The sequence below is a fragment of the Paenibacillus sp. N3/727 genome (assembly GCF_022637315.1).
Lineage (GTDB): Bacteria > Bacillota > Bacilli > Paenibacillales > Paenibacillaceae > Paenibacillus_AQ > Paenibacillus_AQ uliginis.
In genome coordinates this window covers 6,038,075-6,063,773 of sequence record NZ_CP093336.1, presented here as the reverse complement: position 1 = coordinate 6,063,773, position 25,699 = coordinate 6,038,075, and the positions used below count along the sequence as shown (strand labels likewise).

Below are 25,699 nucleotides of genomic sequence, written 5' to 3'. Positions count from 1 at the left end.
AGGAGTGATGTACATGAGGAGATATTTGGGCGTGGACGCCGGAGGAAGCAAGACTCATGCCGTTATTGTAGATGAGCGCGGTAATGTGTTAGGCAAAGGAATGGCGGGTAACGGAAATCATCAAATTGACCGTGAAAAGGCGGAAAGTAACATCAACGCTGCCTGCGACGCAGCACTGCTTGAAGCCGGAATTACGAAAAAAGACGTCAACTTTGCCTACTTCGGATTGGCTGGAGCGGACCGTGAAACGGATTATGAGATTTTGCGCCCGATGATCGGCGGAATGGGGTATCTGAAGCACGAGATTGCCTGTGATACGATGATCGGCATGCGCGCGGGTACAAACCGTCCTTACGGTGCGGCGATTATTTGCGGAACCGGATTTAACAGCGCGGCCCGTAATGCGGATAGCGAGGAGCTGCAGTACGGCGGTTTTGGCTTTAAGTATGGTGACGGCTACGCAGGAGGGTCAGGTTTAGCAATGCTCGCGTTCCGGTCTGTCATGAGGGCGTGGGATGGCCGCGGGCCTGAGACGCGATTAACTTCTTTGGTGCTCGATCACATGGGTTATACTTCTGTTGAAGCATTGTTCGAGGACGTGCTGTACGATAAAATCTCCATTCCGTCCAGTCTGGTGAAAATTTTACTGGAAGCGGCTGAAGCAGGGGATGCTGTAGCGGTCTCCATTCTTGAAACTGAAGGTGAAGAGATGGCTAATGCCGTATGTGCCTTGATCAGACGTCTTGGCATGTCGGATGAAACGTTTGATATCGTCTATATTGGAAGCGTTTTGAACAAGGGAAAAAGCTCAATTCTCACCGATGCCATTGAACGCGGAGTTGCCGCACGGGCACCTCATGCAAGATGCGTTCATTTAACCTCAGATCCGGTAGCAGGCGCCCTGATGAGTGCGATGGAGTCGGATGGCCAAGTGATCGACGCTGAGACGGAAGGAAAATTGAAATCTTTATCTTTTTAATAGATCTTAGTTCACTAATTTATATAAACATCATCTTATGGAGGCGATTCAAGTGGCACAATCAACCGGTCTCAAAATAACCGTCATCGGCGGAGGCTCCTCTTACACACCAGAAATCGTGGAAGGATTCATTCGCAATTATGACCAAATGCCCATTCGTGAGCTGTGGTTCGTGGACATCGAGGAAGGCAAGCACAAGCTGGACATCGTTGGCAACCTGGCTAAACGCATGATTGAGAAATCTGGACTTCCTATTGAGGTTCATCTGACACTCGATCGCAAGCGTGCGATTGAAGGTGCAGACTTCGTGACGACACAGATGCGTGTCGGCCTGCTGGCAGCGCGGAAGCTGGATGAGCATATTCCGATTCAACATGGAGTTATCGGCCAAGAGACAACAGGCCCGGGGGGCATGATGAAGGCGCTTCGTACGGTGCCGGTCATTCTGGATATTTGCCGCGATATCGAGGAGTTGGCACCGAATGCGTGGATGCTGAACTTTACGAATCCGGCGGGTATTGTCACTGAAGCGGTGCTGAAGCACAGCAAAGTTCGCTCGGTCGGTCTGTGCAACTCTCCGATTAACTTCCAGAAGTTCTTGGCTGCAGAGTATCAGGTACCAGAGAAGGATGTATTGCCTGAGTTTGTAGGTATCAACCATCTGCACTGGGTAACCTCCGCCATCGTTCGTGGGGAAGAAAAGCTTCCGGAACTGCTGGACGGCGGCAAAAGCTATACAGCGAAAAATGTGCCTACCCTCGGCTGGGATGCCGATTTCCTGAAATCCTTGGGCGCGATCCCGACGTATTACTTGAAATATTTCTACATGAAGGACACAATGTTCACAGACATGAAGGCATCTCTGGAAAAGGACGGTACCCGTGCCGACATCGTCAGTCGTGTGGAAACGGAATTGTTCGAGCTGTATAAAGACGTGAACCTTGACGTGAAGCCGAAGCAGCTGGAACAGCGGGGCGGAGCTTTCTATTCTGAAGCAGCGGTGAATCTGATGAATTCCATCTACAACGACAAACGTGATATTCAGGCATTGAACGTAGCGAACGGCAATACTTTCGATTTTCTGCCGTCGGATGCGAGCATTGAGGTCAACTGCGTAGTGACAGGACAAGGTCCGGTTACATTGGCGCCCAAGAACGTTCCGGAGCATGTAAAAGGCCTAATGCATGCGGTGAAAGTATACGAGAAGTTAACGATTGACGCGGCAGTAACTGGCGATCGCGGCATTGCTCTGCAAGCGCTGGCTCATCATCCGCTCGTTCCTTCCGTTGATGTGGCCAAGAAGGTGCTGGATGAGCTGTTGGAAGCACACAAACCATACTTGCCTGCATTCTTTAAATAATTGACTAGATATTGGACTAATCCTATGGTTTTATAGTAAAAGGCCTCCCGTAGAAGAGGAAGATGCAGCCTGGTGCGGCTGTTGTCATCCTCTTCTTGGGAGGCTTTTCATTTGTTTAGAACGTTACAAATCCCATAGCGCGTTTCGCGGCAAGCAGTGTGTTCTGAGCAGCTTCATTGGCACGGCGGGCGCCGTCTTTCAGAATATTGTCCAGCTCTTCAGAATGGACGATTTCATGGTATGTTTTCTGGATCGGCTCCAGCTTGGTAATGACTACTTCCGCCAATTCCTTTTTAAGCGCGCCGTAGCCTTGGCCTTCATAGCGCTTCTCAATCGTCTCAATGGAATCGCCTGAAAATACGGAATAAATCTCAATCAGGTTGCTGACCTCAGGTTTGGTATCCCAGTCATAACGGACGTTCATTTCGGAGTCCGTTACGGCTCTGGAGAACTTTTTGCGGATTACGGCCGGGTCATCAAGAAGCGACACGTAGCTGTTCTGGTTCGGGTTGCTTTTGCTCATTTTACTGGATGGATCGTCGAGACCCATGATTCGTGCACCCGTGTCCTGGATGATCGGCTCAGGCAGCACAAATGTATTACCGAACTTATTATTAAATCGCGTAGCCAGATCGCGTGTCAGCTCGATATGCTGCTTTTGGTCATCCCCGACAGGTACGTGAGTAGTCCGGTAGAGCAAGATGTCGGCAGCCATCAGAACCGGATAAGTGAACAGGGCTGAGCTGACGGTATCCTTACCTTCGGACTTGTCTTTAAACTGCGTCATCCGGCTCAGTTCACCGAAATGTGCCTGTGTCTCCAGCAGCCATGAAAGCTCGGCGTGAGCAGGTACCTGTGACTGAAGGAAAATGACAGCCTTCTTCGGGTCGATGCCTGCGGCAATGTACAGGGCGGCAATGTCCCGGGACCGCTGGTGTAGCTCTTTGGGGTCCTGATACACCGTTACTGCGTGCAGATCAGGGATGAAGAAGTAGCATTCATAGTCGTGCTGGTTAGCCACAAATTGGCTCAGTGAGCCGCTGTATCCTCCAATGTTCAAATCTCCGCTGGGCTTGATACCTGACAGCATTCTTTTGTTCATATTGATTGACCTCCTTAGGTTTATGAAAAAATAAAAAAACACCTCGCCCCTTGCTCAGGGACGAAGTGTTTGACTCCGCGGTACCACCACTTTTCGGCAACCATGTGCCGCACTTTAACATGACGGGAAGAAAGGCTTTAAGTCTGAATGCCTGTTCCGATCACTTCTCCCATGGTAACGGGGGAGAGCCGTCAAAGCCTACTGGCCTGCCGGGCAGGGGTTCGGTTTGAAGCGAAGGGACCCATTCACATACCTCATTGTACCGGACCTCACACCTGTCGCCGGCTCGCTTGGACAATGATGGATAAGCTACTATTTTCCCTTCATCGCTTTCGTGTATTCGTTCCTATAAAGATGCCATATTTCAGAAAGATCGTCAAGCGGGCAACTATCTAGTATAAAAAATCCCTGAGCTTATAGGCTCAGAGAGTAGGGCTGGGTGATATTACACACCAGAGTATGCCATAAATCCGCCGTCCACCGGAATGACGGTTCCTGTTACGAATCCGGATGTCTGCTCATCCACCAGCCAGAGGACCGTACCGAGCAGATCTTCCGGCACGCCAAACCGCCTCATGGGGGTATGGGTAATAATTTTATGAGAGCGTTCGGTCAATGAGCCGTCTTCATGAGTCAGCAGTTTGCGGTTCTGCTCCGTCAGGAAGAAGCCCGGGGCAATGGCGTTGACCCGGATGCCGGACTCGGCTAAATGCACAGCCAGCCACTGCGTGAAGTTGTTGATTGCGGCTTTCGCAGCACTGTAGGCAGGCACCTTGGTCATCGGCGACGGTGCGCTCATCGATGAAACGTTGAGCACGACTGCGCCCGGACGGCCGAGCATGCTATGGCCGAATATTTGCGTCGGGATAAGCGTACCGATGAAATTCAGATCCATAACACTCCGGAACCCGGGAACGCTGAGGTCAAAAAAGGTGGAAACCTCAGGTTTCTCAAAATCCTCCGGCCGAAAAACTTCGTTAGTCGTATTGGCATCCTTGTGATTGCCACCGGCTCCGTTAATGAGAATATCGCACGGTCCTAACAGCTCACGTACCGACTGCTCGGCATGGCGCACGCTGTCTGCATCGGTGACGTCGCATACGACAGCAACCGCTTCGCCGCCTGCTGCCTTAATCTCGCCCGCAACGAGTTGGCCTTTCTCCACTGTGCGGTTCAGCACGGCTACTTTAACGCCCTGGCGGCCCAGCTCCAGCGCCATTGCGCGGCATAAGACACCGGAACCGCCTGTTACAACAGCTACTTTTCCTTCAAGAGCAGGATGCTTCGGAAGTTTCGTGATCTGCGGAGATTCATTCATACGGTGGAAGCCTCCTTTTCCTTGACGATTCTGGACCTCTCCAAGGAATCCCATACACCCCATAAATACATGATGCCGAGTGCACGGTCATACAGTCCGTATCCCGGCCGGCACTCCTCACCCCAGATATGACGCCCGTGATCGGGTCTGCAGTATCCATTGAAACCGTTGTCATTATAGGCTTTAACAATGCCGGCGATATCAACGGTTCCATCCTGCGTCCGGTGTGACGTCTCGATGAAATCTCCGTTATCAAATACTCGCACGTTACGGATATGCGTAAACGGAATCCGGTCATGGAATTCATGGATCATCCCGATGATGTCATTGTCAGGATTCGCTCCGAGAGATCCACTGCACAGTGTTATGCTGTTCGACGGACTGTCGTACAGCTTCAAGAATCTGCGGATATTATCCTGACTCGTAATGACACGAGGCAGCCCAAAGATTGGCCAAGGCGGATCATCCGGGTGAATCGCCATTCTAATGCCGCATTGCTCTGCCGCCGGAATGACGGCGTTCAGGAAATACTCTAGGTTGTTCCACAAATCCTCTTCCGTCACGTTCCGGTAGGCCTCGAATAGGGAAGTTAAATGAGCAAGGCGATCCGGTTCCCAGCCGGGCATGGTCAGTGTGCTATTTTCATTTATGTTACGTACCAGCTCCATCGGATCAATGCCATGAATCAATGCCATTTCGAAAAAGAGTGCCGTTGATCCGTCGCCAGTAGCCCTATGCAGATCCGTACGCACCCAGTCAAACACCGGCATGAAGTTGTAACAGATGACTTTGACGCCGACCTGCGCCAGCTTCTCCATCGTGCGGATGTAGTTGGTTATGTAGTGATCGCGGGAAGGAAGGCCCAGTTTAATGTCCTCGTGCACATTCACACTTTCAACTACATCCAGATGAAGTCCGTACGCTTCTGCTTGTTTATGGACTTCCTGAATCCGTTCCATCGGCCATTCCTCACCGACCGGGATATCGTGCAGTGCCCATACGATGCCTTCTACGCCGGGAATTTGTCTGATCTGGTCAAGCGTGACCGTATCATTGCCATCGCCGAACCAGCGGAATACCATACGCATTTTTCCACCGCCTCTTCCATATAGGGATTCGAAACAAACCATGGCTTAGCAAGAAGAAACGACTTCGTCGTTCTTTTTAAAAGGGCGACTGCGTTTCTTCGAGAAATATAAGGAAAGTGTACAAAATAAAATTTTGACTTTCTTATATTTTAAAATAATCCGGGTGCTTCTCCTTGAGCACGGTCAAATTCGAGATGATCAGGCTCAAATGCTCCTGCATGACACGCTCGGCATAATCACTGTCATGTCTGCGGATCGCGTCAGCCATTACTCGGTGCTGCTCATACAGGTGGCCCCAATGCGGATCAGCAGACAGCCACAGCATCCGGCTTCGGTTCAGGTGAGCGTTCATCTGCTGAATGACGTTCCAGGTTCCTTGCTTGCGGCAACCTTCGAATAAAATCCGGTGAAATGCCTCATCCAACTCGAACATTTGCTTGCCGTCGTGCCGCTCAATGCTTTCCTTCTGCTGTGCCAGATTGGCTTCCAGCTCTGCGAGTTTATCCTCTGGGAAAGATTCGCAGGCAAGGCTGATGACCGCCTTCTCCAACTGCTCCCGCATGAAACGCGCTTCCTCGACGAGCTCGGGATCTATAAGCGACACCCGGGTTCCCCGCTGCGGCAGCACCAGCACCAGCCCTTCTTGGGCCAGGCGGACAAAGCTTTCACGGACCGGTGTCCGGCTTACGTCGAAGGCAAGGGACATCTCCTTCTCGGACAGCGTCGTCCCTGGCGGAAGCTCCAGGCTCACAATCTGCTGCTTCAGCTTGTTGTACACGATATTTCCGGCTGATCCGGGTTGCATACGCAAAGAATTTTCCACTTGAATCATCTCCTGTCGTTCCATACTACCATACTTGTATGGTAGTATGGAACTGGTTATTCAGACAAAATCGTAGGAGGGAACAAGTATGAGTCGTTTCGATACAGAATCATTGTTGCTCACCAGTAAAAGCGCCCGAAAGCTTTATTACGATTATGCTGTGGAAATGCCTGTTTTTGATTATCATAACCATTTGAGTCCGCAAGATATTGCCGAGAATCACCAGTTCCGCAATTTGACGGAAATGTGGCTGGATGGGGACCATTATAAATGGAGAGCTCTGCGCTGGCTTGGTGTAGACGAAGAGCTAATTACAGGAAATGCCTCCGATAAAGACAAGTTTATGGTTTGGGCCAAAAGTGTCCCGCGTATGGCTGGAAATCCGCTGTACCATTGGACACATCTGGAGCTGTCCCGTTATTTTGGCATACAAGAGCGGCTGACTGAGCACAATGCGGAGGAAGTGTGGGACCGCTGTAACGAGCGGCTGCAGGATTCATCTCTGCGTGCAGCAGGCATACTGGAGAAGTTTAAGGTCAAGGTGGCTTGCACGACCGATGATCCCATAGACAATCTCGAATTCCACCGGAGTATCAGAAATAACCCCGACATCAAAACGGTTGTCACTCCGACTTTTCGTCCGGACCGAGCTCTAGATATTTCACATACCGGATTTGCTGGATATGTACAGGAACTGGGAGAGTCCGCTAATGTAACGGTCGATACCTATGCGGGACTCATTAACGGATTGGAGAAGCGAATTTCTTACTTTCACGAGCAAGGGTGCCGCCTGTCGGATCACGGGTTTGGTGCTTTTCCGTATACAGCTGCTACAGAAGAGGAAGCAGCGGAAATTTACAGCAAAGCAATGCAAGGAGTGGCCATTACATCCGAAGAGGAAAGTAAATACCGCACCTTTACCTTGTTGGCGCTCGGCCGGATGTATTGCGCCCGTGGATGGGTTATGCAGCTGCATATCGGAGCGATCCGTAACAACAACGCGCGAATGTTCGTAAAGCTCGGCAAGGACAGCGGGTATGACTCCATTCTCGACTTTCATTTAGCAGCATCATTGAACGCGTTTTTAAGTGAGCTGGATCGGAATCATGAACTGCCCAAAACGATTGTCTACAGCCTGTACCCGGCACAGTATGAAATGATCGCTGCCACCATTGGCAACTTTCAATCCTCAGAAGTTGAAGGGAAGCTTCAGCTCGGTTCAGCCTGGTGGTTCCATGATCAGAAGGAAGGTATGCTCCAGCAGCTGAAGGCCTTATCCTCGATCGGTCTAATCAGTACCTTTGTTGGCATGCTGACCGACTCCCGCAGTTTTATGTCCTTCCCGCGTCATGAATATTTCCGCCGAGTCCTGTGTGGTCTGTTCGGGGAGTGGATCAAAGATGGTGAGTTACCGGCGGATTATGATTATATTGGTGGCATCATCCAGGATATCTGCTACAGGAACGCTGAACGCTATTTTGAGATCCGTTGATATCAGGGAAGGACTATTTTTTCTTAATGGTGGATAGGGTGGGGGGCTATATGATATGATGAAACTCAATAACGGATGTTTCATTATTCTTTAAGGAGGCCTTCCGATGAAAAAGTTGAAAGTGGAAGTATATACAACGCCAACCTGTGAAGACTGCAGAAACTTCAAGAAATTTTTGAATGACCATGAGATAAGCTATAAGGAATATAGTATCGCCAATGAGCCGAAATATGCTGAAGAGCTCCGCAAACGCTCCGGAAAGACGCTTGTTCCTACGATATATATTAATGATCAAGAGTTTTTCGGTTTTGTGTTTAACCGACAGGAGATTGAAAAGCTGCTGTTAGGCTAACCATAATCAAGGACAGGTTTAGGCGGTTGTTTTTATCAAATATATTAAGATTCAGCAGATATGTCAGGCATCTATACGGATAGACAGCAGTTATTATAAAATATGTATACCAGAGAGGGGGATCACAAGTGACTGCAGAAAATCAATCACATGCGTCATGTGCAGTTCCAGGTGAACGCAAAAGCCATCATTCCGACAAAACTAAAAGCAATCTGATCAGTCGGTTGAATCGGATTGAAGGTCAAATCCGCGGAGTAAAAGGGCTTATCGAGAAAGATACTTACTGTGATGATGTCTTAAACCAGATTTCATCGATCCAGTCAGCGCTGAACGGTGTCGGTAAGCTGCTGTTGGAGCATCACATGAAGAGCTGCGTGATCGAGAGAATTCAGGAAGGCGACGATGAAGTTATTTCAGAACTTCTGGTCACCATGCATAAGTTGATGAAATAAGTTTAATTCATTAGAGAAGGCGTAAAGCTGTGTAAAGGGAAGTACCCGGAACTGCTGATATAAGCGCGTTTATCGTCTGCCACCCATTTTCGGTGTGGCAGTATTATTTTTACAGGAATATGAAATTTATCGCTTGACAAATATAGGGTAGGGGGGTAAACTACAAAATGTAAAGAGCTGAAAATGTCAACTGGCCAGAACATGAAGCTAGACAACAGCTCAGATAGATAACAAGTATAAGCGGCAGATAGCATGATAACGATAAAGTCAGCAAGCTGCAATATATCAAAAAGGAGAGATTATAATGCAGAACGTTACGCTTAATGTAACAGGAATGTCGTGCGGACACTGTGTCAATTCCATTGAAGGTGCAGTTAAAGAGCTCGGAGCCCATGCAAAGGTAAATCTCGGTGAAGGTACGGTTGCCGTAGAATACGATGAAAGCAAGCTGACGCTTGAAACGGTAAAACAAACGATTGAGGAGCAGGGCTACGGCGTTGTCTAATTGCCCTGAACTTACGCAGACTGAAAAGAGGTGGGATTAGCACATGGGAGCAGCAAATGAGTCACTTCAAAAAGAAATGAAAAAAACGACTTTACAGCTGACGGGTATGACCTGTGCGGCATGCGCGAACCGGATTGAAAAAGGTCTGTCTAAGATGGAAGGCGTACAGGAAGCGAATGTGAATTTTGCGCTGGAAAGAGCGGCGGTAACCTTCGATCCGAAGGTCGTTAACGTCCAACAGATGGAAGAGAAGATTGAGAAACTCGGTTATGGTACGCTTCAAGAGACTGCGGATTTGCAGCTCGTTGGCATGTACTGTGCAGCTTGTGCCGTCAAGATTGAGAAGGTTGTAGGGAAAATGCCCGGTGTCTCCAACTCGGCAGTAAACTTTGCGATGGAAAGTCTTCGGGTGGAGTACAATCCGGCGGAAGTAAGTATTCCGGATATTCAACAGCGTATCGATAAGCTTGGATATCAGGCGATGCCCAAGGAAGAGCAGCAGGATAAGTCAGAACACCGGGAACTTGAGATCAAGAAGCAAAAGCGAAAATTGTTGATTTCGGCTCTTCTGTCACTGCCGCTGCTCTGGTCCATGGTGAGCCACTTCTCATTTACGTCATGGCTCTGGATACCGGATATATTTATGAATCCGTGGTTCCAATTAATATTGGCAACGCCGGTACAGTTCTATATTGGTAAGCAGTTTTATGTGGGAGCCTATACGGCTCTGCGCAACAAAAGCGCGAATATGGATGTATTGATAGCCCTTGGTACGTCCGCGGCTTATTTCTACAGTCTGTATTTGACCATAGATTGGTTCGTTGCGGGAGCGGATGCTCACCACGGACCTGCGATGTATTATGAGACGAGTGCCATTCTGATCACACTTGTGCTGCTCGGTAAGCTATTTGAGACTTTAGCCAAAGGTCGGACCTCGGAAGCGATCAAGTCGTTGATGGGTCTTCAGGCGAAGACAGCAGTGGTCGTCCGTGACGGCCAGGAGATGTCTATTCCGGTAGAGCAGGTACTCCGCGGTGATATGGTCATCATCAAGCCGGGTGAGAAGATTCCGGTAGATGGCGAAGTGTTGGAGGGAATCTCAGCGGTTGATGAATCGATGCTGACCGGTGAGAGCATTCCGATAGAGAAGAAGGCCGGCGACGTTGTCATCGGAGCAACGTTGAACAAGAACGGCAGACTGATGATTAAAGCGACCAAAGTCGGTAAGGATACAGCACTTGCACAAATCATCAGGGTTGTGGAAGAGGCACAGGGCTCTAAAGCGAAGATTCAGCGGGTTGCTGACGTGATCTCGGGTGTATTTGTCCCGATTGTTGTAGGTATAGCGATTGTATCGTTCTTGATATGGTTCTTCCTGGTGACACCGGGCGACTTCGCCCGCTCGCTGGAAATTGCGATTGCCGTTCTGGTCATTGCCTGCCCTTGTGCATTGGGTCTTGCAACACCAACCTCTATCATGGCCGGTTCCGGGCGTGCAGCAGAGATGGGTGTCCTGTTTAAAGGCGGGGAGCATTTGGAGTCCACGCACAAAATTGATACGATCATCCTCGACAAAACCGGTACGGTTACGAAAGGGAAACCGGAACTTACGGATGTTGAGGTCAATGGAATAGATGAATTGCAGTTCAAACGATTGGTTGGCGCGGCTGAGAAAAACTCCGAGCATCCGTTGGCGGAAGCCATAGTTACAGGCATAACTGGTGAAGGCATAACTCTTCCAGCAACGGAACAGTTCGAAGCGATTCCCGGCTACGGTATCCGTGCCGTAGTAGAAGGCCACACCGTGCTGGTTGGAACACGGAAGCTGATGAATCAGCATCAGATTGGAATCGGTGAGGCTGACACCCGGATGTCCCAACTGGAGACAGAGGGCAAAACGGCTATGCTTGCAGCTGTGGATGGTCAATATGCGGGTCTTGTAGCCGTAGCTGATACGATCAAGGAAACGTCCAGGGAAGCAGTCGCTAGGCTGAAAGGTATGGGCATTGATGTCATTATGATTACCGGGGACAACGAACGCACTGCTCAGGCGATCGCCAAGCAGGCAGGCATTGACCATGTCCGTGCAGAGGTACTTCCGGAGGGGAAAGCGGAAGAAGTTAAGAAATTACAGCAGCAAGGCAAAAAAGTGGCAATGGTTGGAGATGGTATCAACGATGCGCCAGCATTGGCCATGGCGGATATCGGGATGGCGATTGGCACAGGTACGGACGTTGCAATGGAAGCGGCTGACGTTACGCTGATGAAGGGCGATCTTAACAGCATTCCAGACGCTATCTATATGAGCCGCAAAACGATGTCGAACATTCGCCAGAACTTTATCTGGGCGCTCGGATACAACTCTTTGGGCATACCGATTGCCGCATTCGGCCTTCTGGCTCCTTGGGTTGCCGGTGCTGCGATGGCACTGAGCTCGGTATCCGTCGTACTGAATGCACTCAGATTGCAACGGATGAAGGTATAACGACAGCGCGAATGGGAGTTGGGGAGAAATGACGGTTAAGAAATTCGCGGTGACACCGGGCTTTGAAGTCGGAGGGACGCTCTTCCGGCCGGAACAGCTCGCTGTGCTCGGTTCCATTGTAGGACCTGATGCGCAGATTGAAATGACAACCTTCAAACAGCTGTACGTGGCGATGGATGAAGAGCGGATTTCTGAAGTACAGGAGCAGTTGAAGCAGGTCGGTCTGGAGGTACATCCTGCCGGATTCGTATCCAAAAGCCTGATCACATGCAACTTCTGCCGGGGTGCAGAGGATGCCGGGCTGGATGTCGCCAAAAGGCTTGACGAAGCGGCGGCCGATCATAAGGTGCCAAGTCCGCTCAAGATTGGATATGCGGGGTGTGCGCTAGGCACAAGCGAACCGCTTCTGAAAGACATCGCCGTTGTCAAAATGAAGGATGTATTTGACATCTACATCGGCGGGGAGCCCAAAGGGATCAAGGCAAATATCGCTCAGCTATTTATGAAAGGTGTAACGGAAGAACAGCTTCTCCCAATGATCCTCAGACTGATCTCCATATTTCAGGAGAACGGAAAAAAGAAGGAGAACTACTCCCGGTTTGTAAAAAGAATGACGCCGGAAAAGCTGCATGAGCTGGTGAGCAGCTCTGTAGAGATTACGGCATAACGATATAACACACCGTCCTGTGACTTCAGGGCGGTGTTTTTGGTATGAGCCCTTACTTTTTGATCTCGAATAGGGTTGAGTCTATCTGGGGGATCCTAGCAAATTAGGAAGTTCCTTGACATTGACTGTCTTATGAGGAAGAGTTAAATTTTTAATTATTAATCGTTTTTAACTATTTAATTTTTCAGGATTTTGGGTGAACACAAAAAGTTATGAGGTGATGGACACTGGACAAAAAAGAGAAATTATCTTACCTGATAGCTTCACATATGAACAGTTTGGTGGTTGGTTTCTCCAAGCTGTTGGACAACGATCTGACGGCTTCTCAATATTTTATCCTTCAAATGCTTGCAAGCGAAAATATGTATACGAGTACTGAGATTGCAAGCGCGTTGGATGTCACTCTTTCAGCTGTAACGAACTTGAGCAACAAGCTCGTCCGCAAAGGGTATGTGGAGCGTATTCCGTCACAGACGGACAGACGAAGTATCTATTTGAAGATTACTGAACAAGGTCTGAACGTTAATGTACAAATGCTGGAGAGGTACAAGGAACTGACCGATGGGTTAGGATCCGATTTTTCCGAGCATGAAGTGGATTTGCTCATTGCATCTTATGAAAGAATGATCGAACGTTTACAACAGAACAACCAGCATTCGTGACGCTTATAGTTACATACAAACAAAGACCAGCCTATCCCTAGCACGGGGAAAGGCCGGTCTTCTTATATATAAGTAACAGGGCTAATTAGCCTATATTTAGCTATGGAGTTCTGATTCGTAATTAATCAGAGTTTCGTTATGCCGACATCCGCCAACAATTCATAGGAACGAAGACGGGCTTTATGATCATAAATGGCAGACGCCACAATGATCTCATCCGCATCTGTCATGTCCATGAAGCGATCGAGCTGTTGACGCACTGTAGCCGGACTGCCGATCGCGGAGAAGCTTAAAGTTCGTCCGACCACAGCTTTTTCCTGTGGGGTCCAGACCGAATCCATGCTATCGACCGGAGGCTTAAGCTGACCGGTGCGGCCACGGATGATGTTCAGAAACTGTTGCTGGGCCGAGGTCGCCAGCCGCTGGGCTTCCTCATCCGTATCTGCACAGATGACATTAACACCAACCATCGCGTACGGCGTCTGCAGTTGTTCGGATGGTTTGAAGTTGCTGCGGTACAGATCAAGTGCGGGGAGCAGATAATCTGGCGCGAAGTGGCTGGCAAACGCAAACGGCAGACCAAGCTGTGCCGAGAGCTGTGCACTGAAGCCGCTGGAACCGAGCAGCCAGATCGGAATATCCAGACCTTCACCCGGAACGGCCTTGACTCTCATAGAGGAGTCGGATGTCGGATGGAAGTAATTGCGAAGCTCGCTCAGCCGTTCAGGGAAATCTTGACCGTCGCTGCCGGGACCACGCCGCAGTGCGCGTGAAGTCAGCTGATCTGAACCCGGTGCCCGTCCGAGACCGAGGTCAATGCGGCCCGGGAACAGAGATTCCAATGTGCCGAACTGCTCCGCTATGACGAGTGGGGAATGGTTTGGCAGCATGATGCCACCGGAACCGACTCGCATTTTTTTCGTGCCGGCTGCGATATGTCCGATTACAACGGACGTGGCTGAGCTTGCAATGCCTGGCATGTTATGATGCTCTGCCAGCCAGTAGCGGTGATATCCCCACTGTTCGGCATGCTGTGCCAGCTCGAGCGAGTTTCTCAGCGATACAGCTGCTGTGCTGCCTTCGGTTATCGGAGCCAGATCCAGAATGGATACCGGTATATTTTGAAGCTGCTTGGATGTATGTGAAGAGTTCATATCTTGTTCCGTCATCTAAATAGCCTCCTTAAGATAAGTACTATTTTTTTGTAATACAATAACAATTATATACCTTGTACTGAAATAACCAAAATCCTTTCTGTACCGAAATAGCTATTAACAAAGGGACTTCTCAGCGTAGAAGTCCCTTTGTTGTCTAACTTTCATTTTTATATTGTCAGCCGCTCCATCCCGTTCAGATAAGGGCGGAGAGCTGCCGGGATGGCAATCGATCCGTCCTCCTGCTGATGGTTTTCCAGCAGGGGAATCAGGATACGGGGCGAAGCTACCGCCGTATTGTTCAGCGTGTAACAGTAACGCAGAGCACCGGTTTCGTCCCGGTACCGGATGTTCGAACGCCGTGCCTGGAAATCAAGCAGGTTCGACGACGAATGGGTTTCTCCGTAGGTACCTCGGCTCGGCATCCACGTTTCAATATCATACTGCTTGTAAGTTTTTTGCGACATGTCTCCAGTGCACACCGCCATAACCCGGTAAGGGAGTTCGAGCAGCTGTAGAAGCTCTTCGGCGTTGGCGGTAATCTCCTGAAGCAGATGCTCCGAAAGCTCCAGACTGGCCTCACACAGGATGACCTGTTCCACCTTTGCGAACTGGTGAACCCGGTACAGGCCGCGAACATCCTTGCCTGCCGATCCGATTTCGCTGCGGAAGCAGAGCGAGGCGGCGGCAAGTTCGAGTGGTTCGGTAACATCTACCGTTTCACCGCTGTAATACGAGACAAGCGGAACCTCCGAGGTGCCGACCAGCCATTTGTCTTCGTCCGAAATATGAAAGGTCTGGTCTCTGCCAAGCGGGAAGTAGGCCGTATTCATAAGTGCCTCGGTCCGTACCATCAGCGGTACATCGAACAGGGTAAAGCCCTTCTTGACAAGCAGGTCCAGTGCCAGCTGCTGCACAGCCCGATGGAGCATGACACCGGTGCCGGTCAGATAGTAATTCCGGCTGCCGGCAGTTTTGACACCACGGGGAATGTCGATCATTTTGTGCATTTCACCGAGCTCCACATGATCTCTAAGTGGAAACTCGAACGCTGGAAGCTGACCGACTTTTTTCATCTCTACATTGTCTTGGTCCGAAGTTCCGACAGGTGTGTCCGGCGATACGATGTTCGGTACAAGAGCTAACAGCTCAGTATACGCGGCATCGGTCTCTCGCAGGGTGTTCTCTTGCCCGCCAAGCCGTTCATTGATTTCTTTAACAAGCTGTTTGAAGTTTTCGGCTTGCTCCCGGTTTCCTTGCCGCATAAGGTTGCTGATTTCCTGTGTGAACCGGTTACGGTCCTGCCGGAGCGCCTCCACTTCTTGCAGTATCGAACGACGTCTCTCGTCCAACTCCATCAGATCATCAATCGACAGTTTGATACCCTTTTGATCCGCTACCTGCTGAACTTCCGCCTGATTTTCTTTACGTTCTCTTAGCCATTTCATGTCTAACATGGTCACCGCGCTCCTTTGTTTGGATAAAATAAAAAAGCGTCCTAGTCCATATGGGACGAGGGACGCTTTTGCGCTCGCGGTGCCACCCAAATTGATTGAACCGCTAAAGTTTCAGGGTTCAATCCACTTTGATTCCGCGATAACGGGCGGATCCGGTTAACTTAGGGGGAAATCCCTTGACGAGAACGCCTCGGAGTTGGATGCTCTTCATTGGCCTGATTTCGATATTTGTATCAGTATACCGCAGATATGTTCTTTTATTCAAGAGCATAGCGGAAACCTGTGCTCATACCGAGGAAAAATGCTGCTCACGATGTTTACCCACGCGGCTGGCCGGGCGTTCGCTATCCCAGCGGAAGGTAAGCGCAGCCAAGACCAGGCAGACGACGGTAAACCCGGTCAGGATACCGAGTGGCAGTCCTATAGCGGAAAGGGACCCGCCATCGGTCTTTATGGCAATACCCATCGCCTCCACAAGGTAATGAAACGGCTGCAACTTGCCGACGACGCGGACCCATTGTGGCGCTTGCTCCAGGGAATAAAAGGCTTCGCTGGTGAACAGTAACGGAAAGCTCATCAGGTTGGAGATCATGTTGACGTTACTTTCATCACGGGAAAGGTTGGCTGCAATAAATCCGATGGCGGTAAAGCAGACGGTTCCAATAAGAAGTACCAGCAGCATAAGGGCCAATCCGGTTAGGCTAAGTGAGACGCCAAGCAGCAACACGCTGACGATGATTACACATACACTGACGAAAAGTGCCAGCACGGTTCTGGCACCGGTCATGGCCGTGATGAACGAAAGGGTGGAGAAGGGCGTAGCTCGAAGCAGCTTATAAACGCCGCGGTTACGGTGGGACATTACGTAAAAGGCCGTAACCATGGTCGCACCAAACAGAACATTAGTGGTCAGTACACCGCTGAGCAGGCGGTCCGAATAGGCCGGATTATCAAAATATAGTCCAAGCCCCACCAGCATGGCGAGCGGAAAAGCGACGTTCCAGACCATCGTATGAATGTCGCGGAATATGCCCCGCAGCATTGTGGTAAGAATCGTAAACATGAACAGGTTCCTCCTTCGTGATAGGCAGCCTTTGCTGCTGTTGAACTCATGAGAATTTCAAACATGACATGTGGTTGACCGCCGTCATGCGACACAGCACTGCGCTCTAGGAGCTTCGCGCGGTGAGATTTGAAAAAACTCCGTACACTGAACTGAAGCCACCCCCAGCTTAGACCTCTGTTAATGAGATATACAGCTCCTCCAGATTTTCAGCCCCGTACGTGGACAGCAGGGATTCCGGTGAGCCTTCCGCTTGGATTTTGCCGTTACAGATCAGAAGTATGCGCTGTGCAAGCTTATTTACTTCTTCCATGTCATGTGAAGTAAACACGATGGAGGTACCGGCATCAGCCAGTGATCGGATCAACTCGCGGATTTCGCGGCGGGCACGGGGATCCAGGGCGGCGGTTGGTTCATCGAGGAACAGCAAATTCGGATCGTGCAGAAGCGCCATGGCGATGGCAAGTCGCTTCTGCTGTCCGCCAGATAACCGCAGGGCATCCGTCTTGGCAGCATCGGCTAGTCCGCAGCGTTCCAGGTGGGGCATGAGCTGATGGTCTTTCAGACGCAATCCATAGAAGGCGGCGAACATCCGCAGGTTCTCAAGTGCTGTAAAGCCGGGAAAGAAGGGGGTGGACTGTAGCTGTAAGCCGATGTGGCGGGAAGGCTGAGAAGTCCAGTACGTAACGGACCCGTCATCCGGGCGCCGGAGCCCAAGTATGAGATCCAGCGTTGTTGATTTTCCGGCACCGTTTGGTCCGATGATTGCCAGTACCTCACCCTCCCGGATATCCAGATGAATTCCGTTGACGACGTGTTTGTGACCATAGGTTTTGACTAAACCATGGGCTTGAACTAATGTTTTCATCTATATCACTCCTTTGACCAATGTTTATTATCCAATGTTGGATATATGCTTAAAATAAAAGCCGCAGGGTAGTAGCGGCCTTTATTGTTGTACGAGAGATATTACCTGCCTGAGGAAGTTTGCATCCTGCTCCAACAGGGCAATCGCGTTATCAAAGGTAGCTATGGCAATGGGAGTAAGTCCATATTGGCTTTTGATCTCTTTGCCTAACTGCCACTGGGTCAGCGATTCCTCCACTTGCTTCAGGTTCTGTTCCAATAGGCTGACGGCCTCCGGGGCTGGGATGTTCTCAATCCAATTGAGTCCCAACGAGAAATCTGATTTGGCTGAATGGGGAGGCAGGGTGAGCGTCTCCCGAATCATGTGCTGAAACAGTGACTCGCCTTCCTCTGTAATGCTGTATATTTTGCGGATCCTGGCGCCGGTTCGTTCTTCAGCCGTGGTAACGATCAGTCCTTCGCTCTCCATTTTGTTCAGTGCGTAGTAAATGGAGCCGGAAAGTACGTTAGCCCACACACCCATTCTGCTGGTCTGAATCAATTGCTGAATTTCATAGCCGTGCATCGGACGTTGGCGCAGGAAAGAGAGCAGAATAAGATTGGTCACGTCATAACTTCCTTCCTGGTGGGTTCATGAATGAAATAATTGTATATCCAACGTTGGATATTGTGATAACTGGATTATAGAACATTATGGATATCTTTGTCAATGCATACAGCCCTCCGCTCTTTAATGCCTAATGCCTCGGAGCCCAAAGCATAATGGAAACGCCAACGAGGCAAACGGCTGCCCCGATCCAGTCATACGTATCCGGCATCTTTTTGTCAATTCCCCATCCCCATAGGACCGAAAGAATGATGAACACGCCGCCATACGCGGCATATACCCTTCCGAAGTCAGGGAATTTCTGAAGTGTCGGAAGAATTCCGTACAGTACCAGCACGACAGCCCCAATGATCCCGTACCAGTATGGCCGCCCTTCGCGCAGCCACAGCCACACCAGGTAACCCCCGCCGATCTCAGCGAGTCCTGCCAGCAGAAAAATAATAATAGAATGTATCATAATTCACCTTGCCTATCACAAAAATGTATGTTCCATTTTCAAGCTGGTGATCCATTTATGACATATGTTAAGGCTGATGTTGAAAATATGCAAAGCATGTTTTCTGAAGTGCTTTTTCACCTTGTAGTTTCACGGTGCTTATCCCCGGCAAAAATACTATAATATAGGCAAGTTCTTGACGAATGACCATAGATCAGGGAGGTACGGGATTGGACGAGCTGCAACGGGAACATGAAATTATGAAAGTCTGCCTCCTCGCCGGCAAAATTATGCTGCAAAGCGGAGCAGAGACGTACCGCGTAGAGGACACGATGATGCGGATCGCTGCATCCTACGGTGTGGACAACAGTCACAGTTATATGACACCAACAGGCATTATTTTTTCGGTAGAGGAGCCGCAGCACATTACAAGGCTGATCCGAATTTCAGAACGCACCACCAACTTATATAAAATTGATCAGGTTAACACGATATCCAGGAGCATTAGCCTGGGGGAGCTGACCATTTCGGAAGCACATCGCTCACTTCAGGACGTGGAACGAGCAAAGCCGAACTATCCCATGTGGCTTCTTATCCTCATGGCGACCATTTCGAGCGGTTGCTTCCTGATCATGTTCAAGGGAACCTGGCATGATTTTATTCCGGCTGCGATCGCCGGTGGTCTTGGTTTTTCCTGCTCGGTCTTTTTGCAGCGGGTCATTCCCGTCCGCTTTTTTGCGGAGTTTTCCGGAGCGCTGATGATCGGACTTGCCGCTGTGTGGATGGTGAAGAACGGCTTCGGTCGGCAGATCGATGTCATTATTATCAGCTCGGTGATGCCGCTTGTCCCGGGTCTGCTCATTACGAATGCGATACGTGATCTGATGGCCGGGCATCTCATCTCGGGGTTGTCCAAGGGAGCAGAAGCGTTTATTACCTCGTTTGCTATTGGCGCGGGTATTGCGTTTATGCTGTCATTTTACTGAAAGGGGGAGGCGACATGTTCATGATATACCTGCAACAGACCATAACCAGTTTTATCGCCTCCGCTGCTTTCGGCATGATCTTTAACGCGCCGCGAAAAGCGCTGATGCAGTGTGGCTTCGCCGGTATGGTCGGATGGATGCTGTACATCTGGCTACAGGACATGGAGGTGAAGGCGGTGACGGCGACGGTGGTCGCAGCCTTTTGGGTGACGATGATCAGTTACGTTTTCGCCAAGAAATACAAAACGCCTATCATCGTCTTCAGTGTGTCCGGTATTATTCCGCTTGTCCCGGGAGGCCTCGCCTACAATGCGCTGCGCTACGTCGCTCAGGACCAGTACGATCTTGCCGTTCAGTTCGGAGCCCGGGCGTTCATGATTTCCGGAGCGATCGCGGCGGGCCTTGTACTCGCGGAAGTGACAAACCAGGTGATCAAGAAGGTCGCATCGGCTCGGCGTCCATAGCGGAACGACTGTCCACATTTTTCTGGCTTCAAAGCGGGTGGAATCTGCCCATCATCGAAAATTTTCAAAATATTGCTAAATTTAGTAAACTTCCGTCTCATTACTTGTGTTATACATAATAATACCCTAGACGGAAAGGATGCAGGTGATGGGCCGTGAACGAGAAAGAACTGCTGAACAGGAAGGTTATCGTCTATTCCTTACTCAGTGCGCTTGTTGTTCTTGCCGGCAGCCGTGCTCGGAACATAAAGTGTACCCGGGATAACGAGAAAACTGCGGAGATGGAATGCCATCAGCAAAAGTAAATGCAACAGTGAAGTACTTATATACAAGTACAGGCCGGGGAAGAATACTCCGGTCTGTTTCTACGTATAAGGGAAAATCAAACTTTGTAACTTACATCACTATTGTGCATATGCACAATAAAATACGTTATGACATCAATAGAATTGACCCCTCATAGTGTTTATACTTAATCCTGTAAGCGTCATCAATTCCATGGAGAATGACAAACATGAAGAGCACCTAAACTTTGCTGAGGAGGCAAACAACATGGATGGGACAGTTATTCATTGGGGCGGAGCCGTTATCGGTCTGATCTTAGCCATTGTACTTATTTTCAAAAAAGTAAATCCGGTCTACGCCTTGTTTGGAGGCGCTGTCATTGGCGGTCTCCTGGGCGGAGCGTCGATTGATCTGACCGTACAGTATATTATCGAAGGCACAAACAGTGTCATGGGTGCGGTTGTACGTGTCCTGGCAGCCGGTGTGCTCGCAGGTATTCTGATTGAATCCGGTGCAGCCGAGCGAATAGCCGAAACGATTGTCGCCAAGTTGGGCGAAAAGAAAGCGCTTTTATCAATTGCGTTGGCCACGATGATCATCACCGCGGTAGGGGTATTTATTACTGTAGCGATTATTATCGTAGCACCGATCGCATTGTCCGTCGGCAAAAAAATCGGTATTTCCAAAACAGCACTGCTGCTTGCTCTGGTTGGCGGCGGTAAAGCGGGGAATATCATCTCGCCGAACCCGAATACGATTGCAGTAGCGAAAGGATTTGACGTGGATCTGGCGCAGGTCATGATCAACGGATTTATTCCCGCAGTTGCGGGCCTTATCGTGACCGTTCTGGTAGCCAAGATGCTAACGAACAAAGGCGTCATGGTATCAGATACGGATCAGGTGGATGATGGAGCATCCAAGAAAGAGAAGCCGAGCTTCGGTCGTTCCATGGTGGCACCGATTGTAGCTATCGTACTGCTTGCCCTCAACCCGATTGGCAGCATTCTGGACATCGAAGCGCTGAAGGCGTTTAAGATCGACTCGATGATCATTTTGCCAGTAGCTGGCATCATCGGCCTGATCGCTATGAAGCAGACGAAACATATTATTACCTTTACAACCTCCGGTTTGAACAAAATGACAGGCACCGCCATCATTCTGATTGGAGCAGGCGCAATTGCCGGTATTATCTCCAAATCAAATTTGAGCGCAGTTGTCGTTGATACGATTGAAGTGATGGGTGTTTCCGGTACATTTCTTGCACCGCTGGCCGGTATTTTGATGGGGGCGGCTACGGCGTCGACATCCACGGCATCGATTGTAGCGGCAGGATCATTTGGTGAAGCGATATTGTCGATGGGTACGGCTCCACTGAGCGCAGCGGTTATGGTACACACGGGTGCTACTGTTATTGACCATCTGCCGCACGGCAACTTCTTCCACGTCACCGCAGAATCCGTGAAGATGAGCATTAAGGAACGGATGAAGCTAATCCCTTACGAAAGTATTGTCGGTTTGACGATGGCGATTGTCGCTACGATTCTGTACGGATTTATATTTTAAGAAGCTGTAATTTTTAAAGAGATGGGTGGGACTATAGATGAACAATGATTTCGTAATCGTACTGGCACCGGACTCCTTTAAAGAGAGCATGACAGCCAAAGAAGTGTGCGAAGCGATGGAACGGGGAATCCAGAAGGCTAATCCAGCGATCACTTGCATCCATGTACCGATGGCGGATGGCGGTGAGGGGACGATGCAATCCCTTGTAGATGCAACAGGGGGTACCATTCATACGATGAAGGTGAAAGGGCCTCTTGGCAACGAAGTGGAGGCTTCCTACGGAATATCGAGTGATGGTGAGACAGGTGTTCTGGAGATGGCTAGTGCAAGCGGCATCCATCTCGTATCCCCGGAGAGCAGAAATCCGATGGTTGCAACAACTTACGGTACAGGTGAACTGATCAAGGCATGTCTGGACCACGGTGTTCGCAACCTCTTGATCGGGATCGGCGGCAGTGCAACGAACGATGGCGGAGCGGGCGTGGTTCAGGCACTGGGCGGTAAACTGTTGGATAGTGAAGGAATAGAACTTCCTTTTGGTGGCGGCCAGCTGGGCAGGCTTGTAAGCATCGATCTGACTCACTTTGATCCACGGCTTCAGGACATCAAGGTGGAAGTGGCCTGTGATGTAACCAATCCGCTGTGCGGACCCAAGGGAGCATCCCGTGTGTTTGGCCCGCAAAAGGGTGCAACACCGGAGATGATTGAACAGCTTGATGATAATCTCCGCAATTACGCGAATGTTATTAAGCGTCAGATGAACAGGGACATTGTTGATGTACCGGGCGCTGGTGCAGCTGGCGGCCTTGGGGGAGGATTGATGGTATTCCTGAACGGTGTATTGAAAAAAGGAATCGACATGGTCATTGACTATACCGGACTTGAAGAAAAGGTGCAGCAGGCGGATATGGTGTGGACTGGAGAGGGCGGCATGGACTTCCAGACTCAGTACGGAAAAACCCCACTTGGTGTGGCGATCGTAGCGAAGAAATACAACAAACCTGTCGTAGCACTGGCCGGACGGATTGGTGATCAGATCGAAGTGCTGTACGATAAAGGTATTGATAGTATTTTCGGAATTATGCCGGGTGCAGCCACAATAGAGGAAGCTTTGGCTAATGGACAGGAAAATGTGGAGAGAACGTCCGAGAACGTGACACGACTGATGCTGTCGCTAAACGGATTGAAACAGCCGGTAATCACTTGAGCCGGAGAGAGAACGAAATAGAGTGCTTTAGAGTAAATAGATATGCAGTAAGATGATGTACTTCAAGAAGCTGGCCGCACATCGGTCGGCTTCTTGCCGTATTCAGCAGGCTGTCGAAAGCGGACTGTCTTCTGTGAAGATACATCGATCGACGTTTTATTATGCGTAAAACGTGTAAACTACGGAGTAGATGTGTAGGCGGAGAACCTGACACTGATGGGAGGCGCAGCATGAAGTTATCCAGACCGCTTGCAGGGAGAATTGCCAATGAGATGATGAACGTCATTCCTTATAATATCAATGTGATGGACGAGAATGGCACCATTATAGGGAGCGGAGACCCGAAGCGTATTGGGACGTTTCATAATGGAGCTTTAAAAGCCATTCATTCCGGCCGGGTTAATGAGGTGTACGAGGTAGGCGGAGGCATGATGCCTGGCGTCAATGAACCGATTATGATGGACGGTGTCATCATTGGTGTTGTTGGCATTACCGGACATCCGGATGAGGTCCGGCCTTTTAGCAAGCTGCTTAAAGTAACGGTAGTTTTGCTTATTGAACAGGAAGTACAGAATAAGAGAAAGCAGGATGAGAGGCAGCGTCGGGAAAAGTTCTATCACGAACTGTCCTACCGCAAGACTGCCTATGATCAGGATTTTCTGGAAAGGGCCAAGGATTATGGTTTGGATCTTACCCGGAAGAGTCAGGCGATTCTTGTTCATGGCGCATTGAGCGGCCGGGAGTTCCGTCATTTAGTTCAGGAGTATTCCCATTACTGGAATCTGGAGAATGACAAGACGGTGTTTTTTATGACGGATCATTTCCGGTCAAAGGAATTGCTAGAGAGGCTTTCGGATATTAATGGGATTGTGCGTATTGGTGTAGGCCAAGCTGAGGAACTGGCGGCGCATTCGCTGGAACAGGCTTCATTGGCGATGGAAACAAGCGCGAAGATCAATCCGTCCCGCCCAATAAACCGGTACGATGATCTCAAGTTCATCATTCAGCTGTCTCATGAAGACCGAAAAGAGCTTGGTGCTGTATATAACGTGCTCCACCAGAACGGGGACAAGCTGGGACTGATAGAGACACTGCAGGTATATATTGCAGAGAACGGAGACCATAACCAAACGGTCAAGCGGCTGAATATTCACCGCAACACGCTGAATTATCGGTTAAACCGGATCAGGCAACTGACCGGAAAGGACCCCCGTTCCCTGATTGAACTGTTCGAACTGCTGTGCGGGTTAATGTGGAGACCATAATCTCCTCATTTGATACCGAGTCGCATCCGGTAACTGAACATAACCTCACGGGTCTCTCCGTGAAAATATTCCTCTACTTGCTTTCTAAAGGCATCTATCGCCGGATTGAGCTCCTGTATGCCAAGGCGCAACAGAGTTTGAACTCCTCCCTGGCTAATGGCAAGGCCAACATATCTTTCTGCGGTGCATGGTTCCATATGATGAAAGACGATTTCTTTGGCAAAACGGAACAGTCCACTCTCCCGGATATGTTTCAAATGTTCGTTTTTGTTCCATTTATGAGCCTTCCTGCCCTCCTCTATATGCCGATCGATGATGATCTCGCTGAACTCAATGAGCTCATGATAGGATTGCTCAATCGGCCAGTGCAGGTTTGGAGGCCAGTCACAGTCATAGACAGCAAAAATACCCTCTGGACGTAATATTCTTGCCGCTTCTTTGAGTGTGCTTGCCGGCTCCATCCAATGAAAGGATTGCGAACAAGTAATGATATCCACAGAGCTTGCCTCGAGTCCAATTTGGTTGGAGTAGCCGGCAGCGAACGAGATATGTTCCGTGTTATCCTGCTCTTGAAGTTTCTCCTCCGCTTTACCCCGCATGTCGTCGTTCGGTTCAATGCCGATGATCCGTTCCGCTTCGTCCTTCCATACAAAAGAAGATAATCCTGTACCACAGCCGAGATCGACGACAAGCGAAGGCTTTTGCTGCAGATAGCCTGTCAAAATATTAATGACCTGTTCAGGTGCCTCTGGACGGTACTGGTCGTAGGTGTTCTCGTATCCCGAGAACCGCTCCACATTACTCTGCCGGTTGCCTTCGGGAATGTGCCGAGGGTCTGCACCGGAGCCCAGCGGTTTTGAATGGTTATCCATTGTCTCTTCATCTCCTCACACGGTTTGAACGACTTCGAGCTTAGCTTACGTCCCGGTTAAAGGGGGCGCTTCTCCCTCCATATTACTAATTATAGCAGAGCTTCTGAATTCCGAATGGATTGTTCTATCACTCACCCCCATTTTTTGCAGGTAGCAAGCAGCGAGGCCGTGAAAAAGGTACAATAAAA

General features: G+C 49.8%; 26 protein-coding genes and 1 other annotated feature. Of the genes, 15 read left to right on the top strand and 11 right to left on the bottom strand.

Annotated elements, in window-relative coordinates; all coding sequences use genetic code 11:
• Positions 1-13 precede the first annotated feature (13 nt).
• Positions 14-979: an N-acetylglucosamine kinase gene (locus MNQ98_RS28285; RefSeq protein ID WP_241931155.1), complete on the top strand. Its 966-nt coding sequence runs from the start codon at positions 14-16 to the stop codon at positions 977-979.
• A 52-nt stretch (positions 980-1,031) separates the two neighbouring features.
• Positions 1,032-2,339, top strand: coding sequence for a 6-phospho-beta-glucosidase (locus MNQ98_RS28280; RefSeq protein WP_481856692.1), 1,308 nt, complete (start codon positions 1,032-1,034; stop codon positions 2,337-2,339).
• Between the two features lie 115 nt (positions 2,340-2,454).
• On the opposite strand, the gene trpS is transcribed toward MNQ98_RS28280, so the two are convergent.
• The 4 genes from trpS to MNQ98_RS28260 all read right to left on the bottom strand — a co-directional run bounded on the left by trpS (position 2,455) and on the right by MNQ98_RS28260 (position 6,670).
• A complete protein-coding gene (gene trpS, locus MNQ98_RS28275; RefSeq protein ID WP_241931153.1) occupies positions 2,455-3,441 on the bottom strand; it encodes a tryptophan--tRNA ligase in 987 nt (328 codons plus the stop codon).
• A gap of 53 nt (positions 3,442-3,494) precedes the next feature.
• Positions 3,495-3,777 (bottom strand) — a binding site (T-box leader).
• Positions 3,778-3,886: 109 nt separating this feature from the next.
• Entirely contained in the window at positions 3,887-4,741 is an 855-nt protein-coding gene (locus MNQ98_RS28270; RefSeq protein WP_241934065.1) for an SDR family oxidoreductase, read from the bottom strand.
• A gap of 14 nt (positions 4,742-4,755) precedes the next feature.
• A complete protein-coding gene (uxuA, locus tag MNQ98_RS28265) occupies positions 4,756-5,847 on the bottom strand; it encodes a mannonate dehydratase (protein WP_241931152.1) in 1,092 nt (363 codons plus the stop codon).
• A gap of 142 nt (positions 5,848-5,989) precedes the next feature.
• The gene (locus MNQ98_RS28260; protein WP_241931151.1) at positions 5,990-6,670 is read right to left on the bottom strand and encodes a GntR family transcriptional regulator; all 681 of its coding nucleotides are present in this window, start codon (positions 6,668-6,670) and stop codon (positions 5,990-5,992) included.
• A gap of 88 nt (positions 6,671-6,758) precedes the next feature.
• On the opposite strand from MNQ98_RS28260, the gene uxaC reads away from it, so the two are divergent.
• The 7 genes from uxaC (at position 6,759) to MNQ98_RS28225 (ending at position 13,285) form a co-directional block, all read left to right on the top strand.
• Positions 6,759-8,162, top strand: a complete 1,404-nt coding sequence (uxaC, locus tag MNQ98_RS28255) for a glucuronate isomerase (RefSeq protein WP_241931150.1) — start codon at positions 6,759-6,761, stop codon at positions 8,160-8,162.
• A 106-nt stretch (positions 8,163-8,268) separates the two neighbouring features.
• Positions 8,269-8,514, top strand: coding sequence for a glutaredoxin family protein (locus MNQ98_RS28250; protein ID WP_241931149.1), 246 nt, complete (start codon positions 8,269-8,271; stop codon positions 8,512-8,514).
• 128 nt (positions 8,515-8,642) lie between these two features.
• On the top strand, positions 8,643-8,966 hold the full coding sequence (locus tag MNQ98_RS28245) for a metal-sensitive transcriptional regulator (RefSeq protein ID WP_241931148.1): 324 nt from the start codon (positions 8,643-8,645) through the stop codon (positions 8,964-8,966).
• A gap of 304 nt (positions 8,967-9,270) precedes the next feature.
• On the top strand, positions 9,271-9,471 hold the full coding sequence (locus tag MNQ98_RS28240) for a cation transporter (RefSeq protein WP_241931147.1): 201 nt from the start codon (positions 9,271-9,273) through the stop codon (positions 9,469-9,471).
• A gap of 43 nt (positions 9,472-9,514) precedes the next feature.
• Positions 9,515-11,956 (top strand): heavy metal translocating P-type ATPase, encoded by a 2,442-nt coding sequence (locus MNQ98_RS28235; protein WP_241931146.1) that lies wholly within the window; start codon positions 9,515-9,517, stop codon positions 11,954-11,956.
• A gap of 28 nt (positions 11,957-11,984) precedes the next feature.
• Positions 11,985-12,623: a nitrite reductase gene (locus MNQ98_RS28230; RefSeq protein WP_241931145.1), complete on the top strand. Its 639-nt coding sequence runs from the start codon at positions 11,985-11,987 to the stop codon at positions 12,621-12,623.
• Between the two features lie 269 nt (positions 12,624-12,892).
• Entirely contained in the window at positions 12,893-13,285 is a 393-nt protein-coding gene (locus tag MNQ98_RS28225; RefSeq protein ID WP_241931144.1) for a MarR family winged helix-turn-helix transcriptional regulator, read from the top strand.
• Between the two features lie 125 nt (positions 13,286-13,410).
• On the opposite strand, the gene MNQ98_RS28220 is transcribed toward MNQ98_RS28225, so the two are convergent.
• The 6 genes from MNQ98_RS28220 to MNQ98_RS28195 all read right to left on the bottom strand — a co-directional run bounded on the left by MNQ98_RS28220 (position 13,411) and on the right by MNQ98_RS28195 (position 18,890).
• Positions 13,411-14,454: an LLM class flavin-dependent oxidoreductase gene (locus tag MNQ98_RS28220; protein ID WP_481856691.1), complete on the bottom strand. Its 1,044-nt coding sequence runs from the start codon at positions 14,452-14,454 to the stop codon at positions 13,411-13,413.
• A 155-nt stretch (positions 14,455-14,609) separates the two neighbouring features.
• A complete protein-coding gene (gene serS, locus MNQ98_RS28215) occupies positions 14,610-15,896 on the bottom strand; it encodes a serine--tRNA ligase (protein ID WP_241931143.1) in 1,287 nt (428 codons plus the stop codon).
• Positions 15,897-16,182: 286 nt separating this feature from the next.
• Positions 16,183-16,959, bottom strand: coding sequence for an ABC transporter permease (locus tag MNQ98_RS28210; protein WP_241931142.1), 777 nt, complete (start codon positions 16,957-16,959; stop codon positions 16,183-16,185).
• A 169-nt stretch (positions 16,960-17,128) separates the two neighbouring features.
• Entirely contained in the window at positions 17,129-17,827 is a 699-nt protein-coding gene (locus MNQ98_RS28205; protein WP_241931141.1) for an ABC transporter ATP-binding protein, read from the bottom strand.
• 81 nt (positions 17,828-17,908) lie between these two features.
• On the bottom strand, positions 17,909-18,433 hold the full coding sequence (locus MNQ98_RS28200) for a PadR family transcriptional regulator (RefSeq protein ID WP_241931140.1): 525 nt from the start codon (positions 18,431-18,433) through the stop codon (positions 17,909-17,911).
• A gap of 130 nt (positions 18,434-18,563) precedes the next feature.
• The gene (locus MNQ98_RS28195) at positions 18,564-18,890 is read right to left on the bottom strand and encodes a YnfA family protein (RefSeq protein ID WP_241931139.1); all 327 of its coding nucleotides are present in this window, start codon (positions 18,888-18,890) and stop codon (positions 18,564-18,566) included.
• A gap of 182 nt (positions 18,891-19,072) precedes the next feature.
• Between MNQ98_RS28195 and MNQ98_RS28190 the strand changes: the two genes are divergently transcribed.
• The 6 genes from MNQ98_RS28190 to MNQ98_RS28165 all read left to right on the top strand — a co-directional run bounded on the left by MNQ98_RS28190 (position 19,073) and on the right by MNQ98_RS28165 (position 24,639).
• Complete coding sequence (locus tag MNQ98_RS28190; protein WP_481856690.1) at positions 19,073-19,855, top strand: threonine/serine exporter family protein; 783 nt, start codon at positions 19,073-19,075, stop codon at positions 19,853-19,855.
• A 14-nt stretch (positions 19,856-19,869) separates the two neighbouring features.
• Complete coding sequence (locus MNQ98_RS28185) at positions 19,870-20,319, top strand: threonine/serine exporter family protein (protein WP_241931138.1); 450 nt, start codon at positions 19,870-19,872, stop codon at positions 20,317-20,319.
• Positions 20,320-20,474: 155 nt separating this feature from the next.
• The gene (locus tag MNQ98_RS28180; protein WP_241931137.1) at positions 20,475-20,624 is read left to right on the top strand and encodes a hypothetical protein; all 150 of its coding nucleotides are present in this window, start codon (positions 20,475-20,477) and stop codon (positions 20,622-20,624) included.
• Positions 20,625-20,871: 247 nt separating this feature from the next.
• The gene (locus MNQ98_RS28175; protein ID WP_208917286.1) at positions 20,872-22,167 is read left to right on the top strand and encodes a GntP family permease; all 1,296 of its coding nucleotides are present in this window, start codon (positions 20,872-20,874) and stop codon (positions 22,165-22,167) included.
• A 37-nt stretch (positions 22,168-22,204) separates the two neighbouring features.
• Positions 22,205-23,374: a glycerate kinase family protein gene (locus tag MNQ98_RS28170; RefSeq protein WP_241931136.1), complete on the top strand. Its 1,170-nt coding sequence runs from the start codon at positions 22,205-22,207 to the stop codon at positions 23,372-23,374.
• A 230-nt stretch (positions 23,375-23,604) separates the two neighbouring features.
• Positions 23,605-24,639: a CdaR family transcriptional regulator gene (locus MNQ98_RS28165; RefSeq protein WP_241931135.1), complete on the top strand. Its 1,035-nt coding sequence runs from the start codon at positions 23,605-23,607 to the stop codon at positions 24,637-24,639.
• A gap of 5 nt (positions 24,640-24,644) precedes the next feature.
• Here the strand turns inward: MNQ98_RS28165 and MNQ98_RS28160 are convergent, their stop codons facing one another.
• The gene (locus tag MNQ98_RS28160) at positions 24,645-25,511 is read right to left on the bottom strand and encodes a class I SAM-dependent methyltransferase (RefSeq protein ID WP_241931134.1); all 867 of its coding nucleotides are present in this window, start codon (positions 25,509-25,511) and stop codon (positions 24,645-24,647) included.
• Positions 25,512-25,699 lie beyond the last annotated feature (188 nt).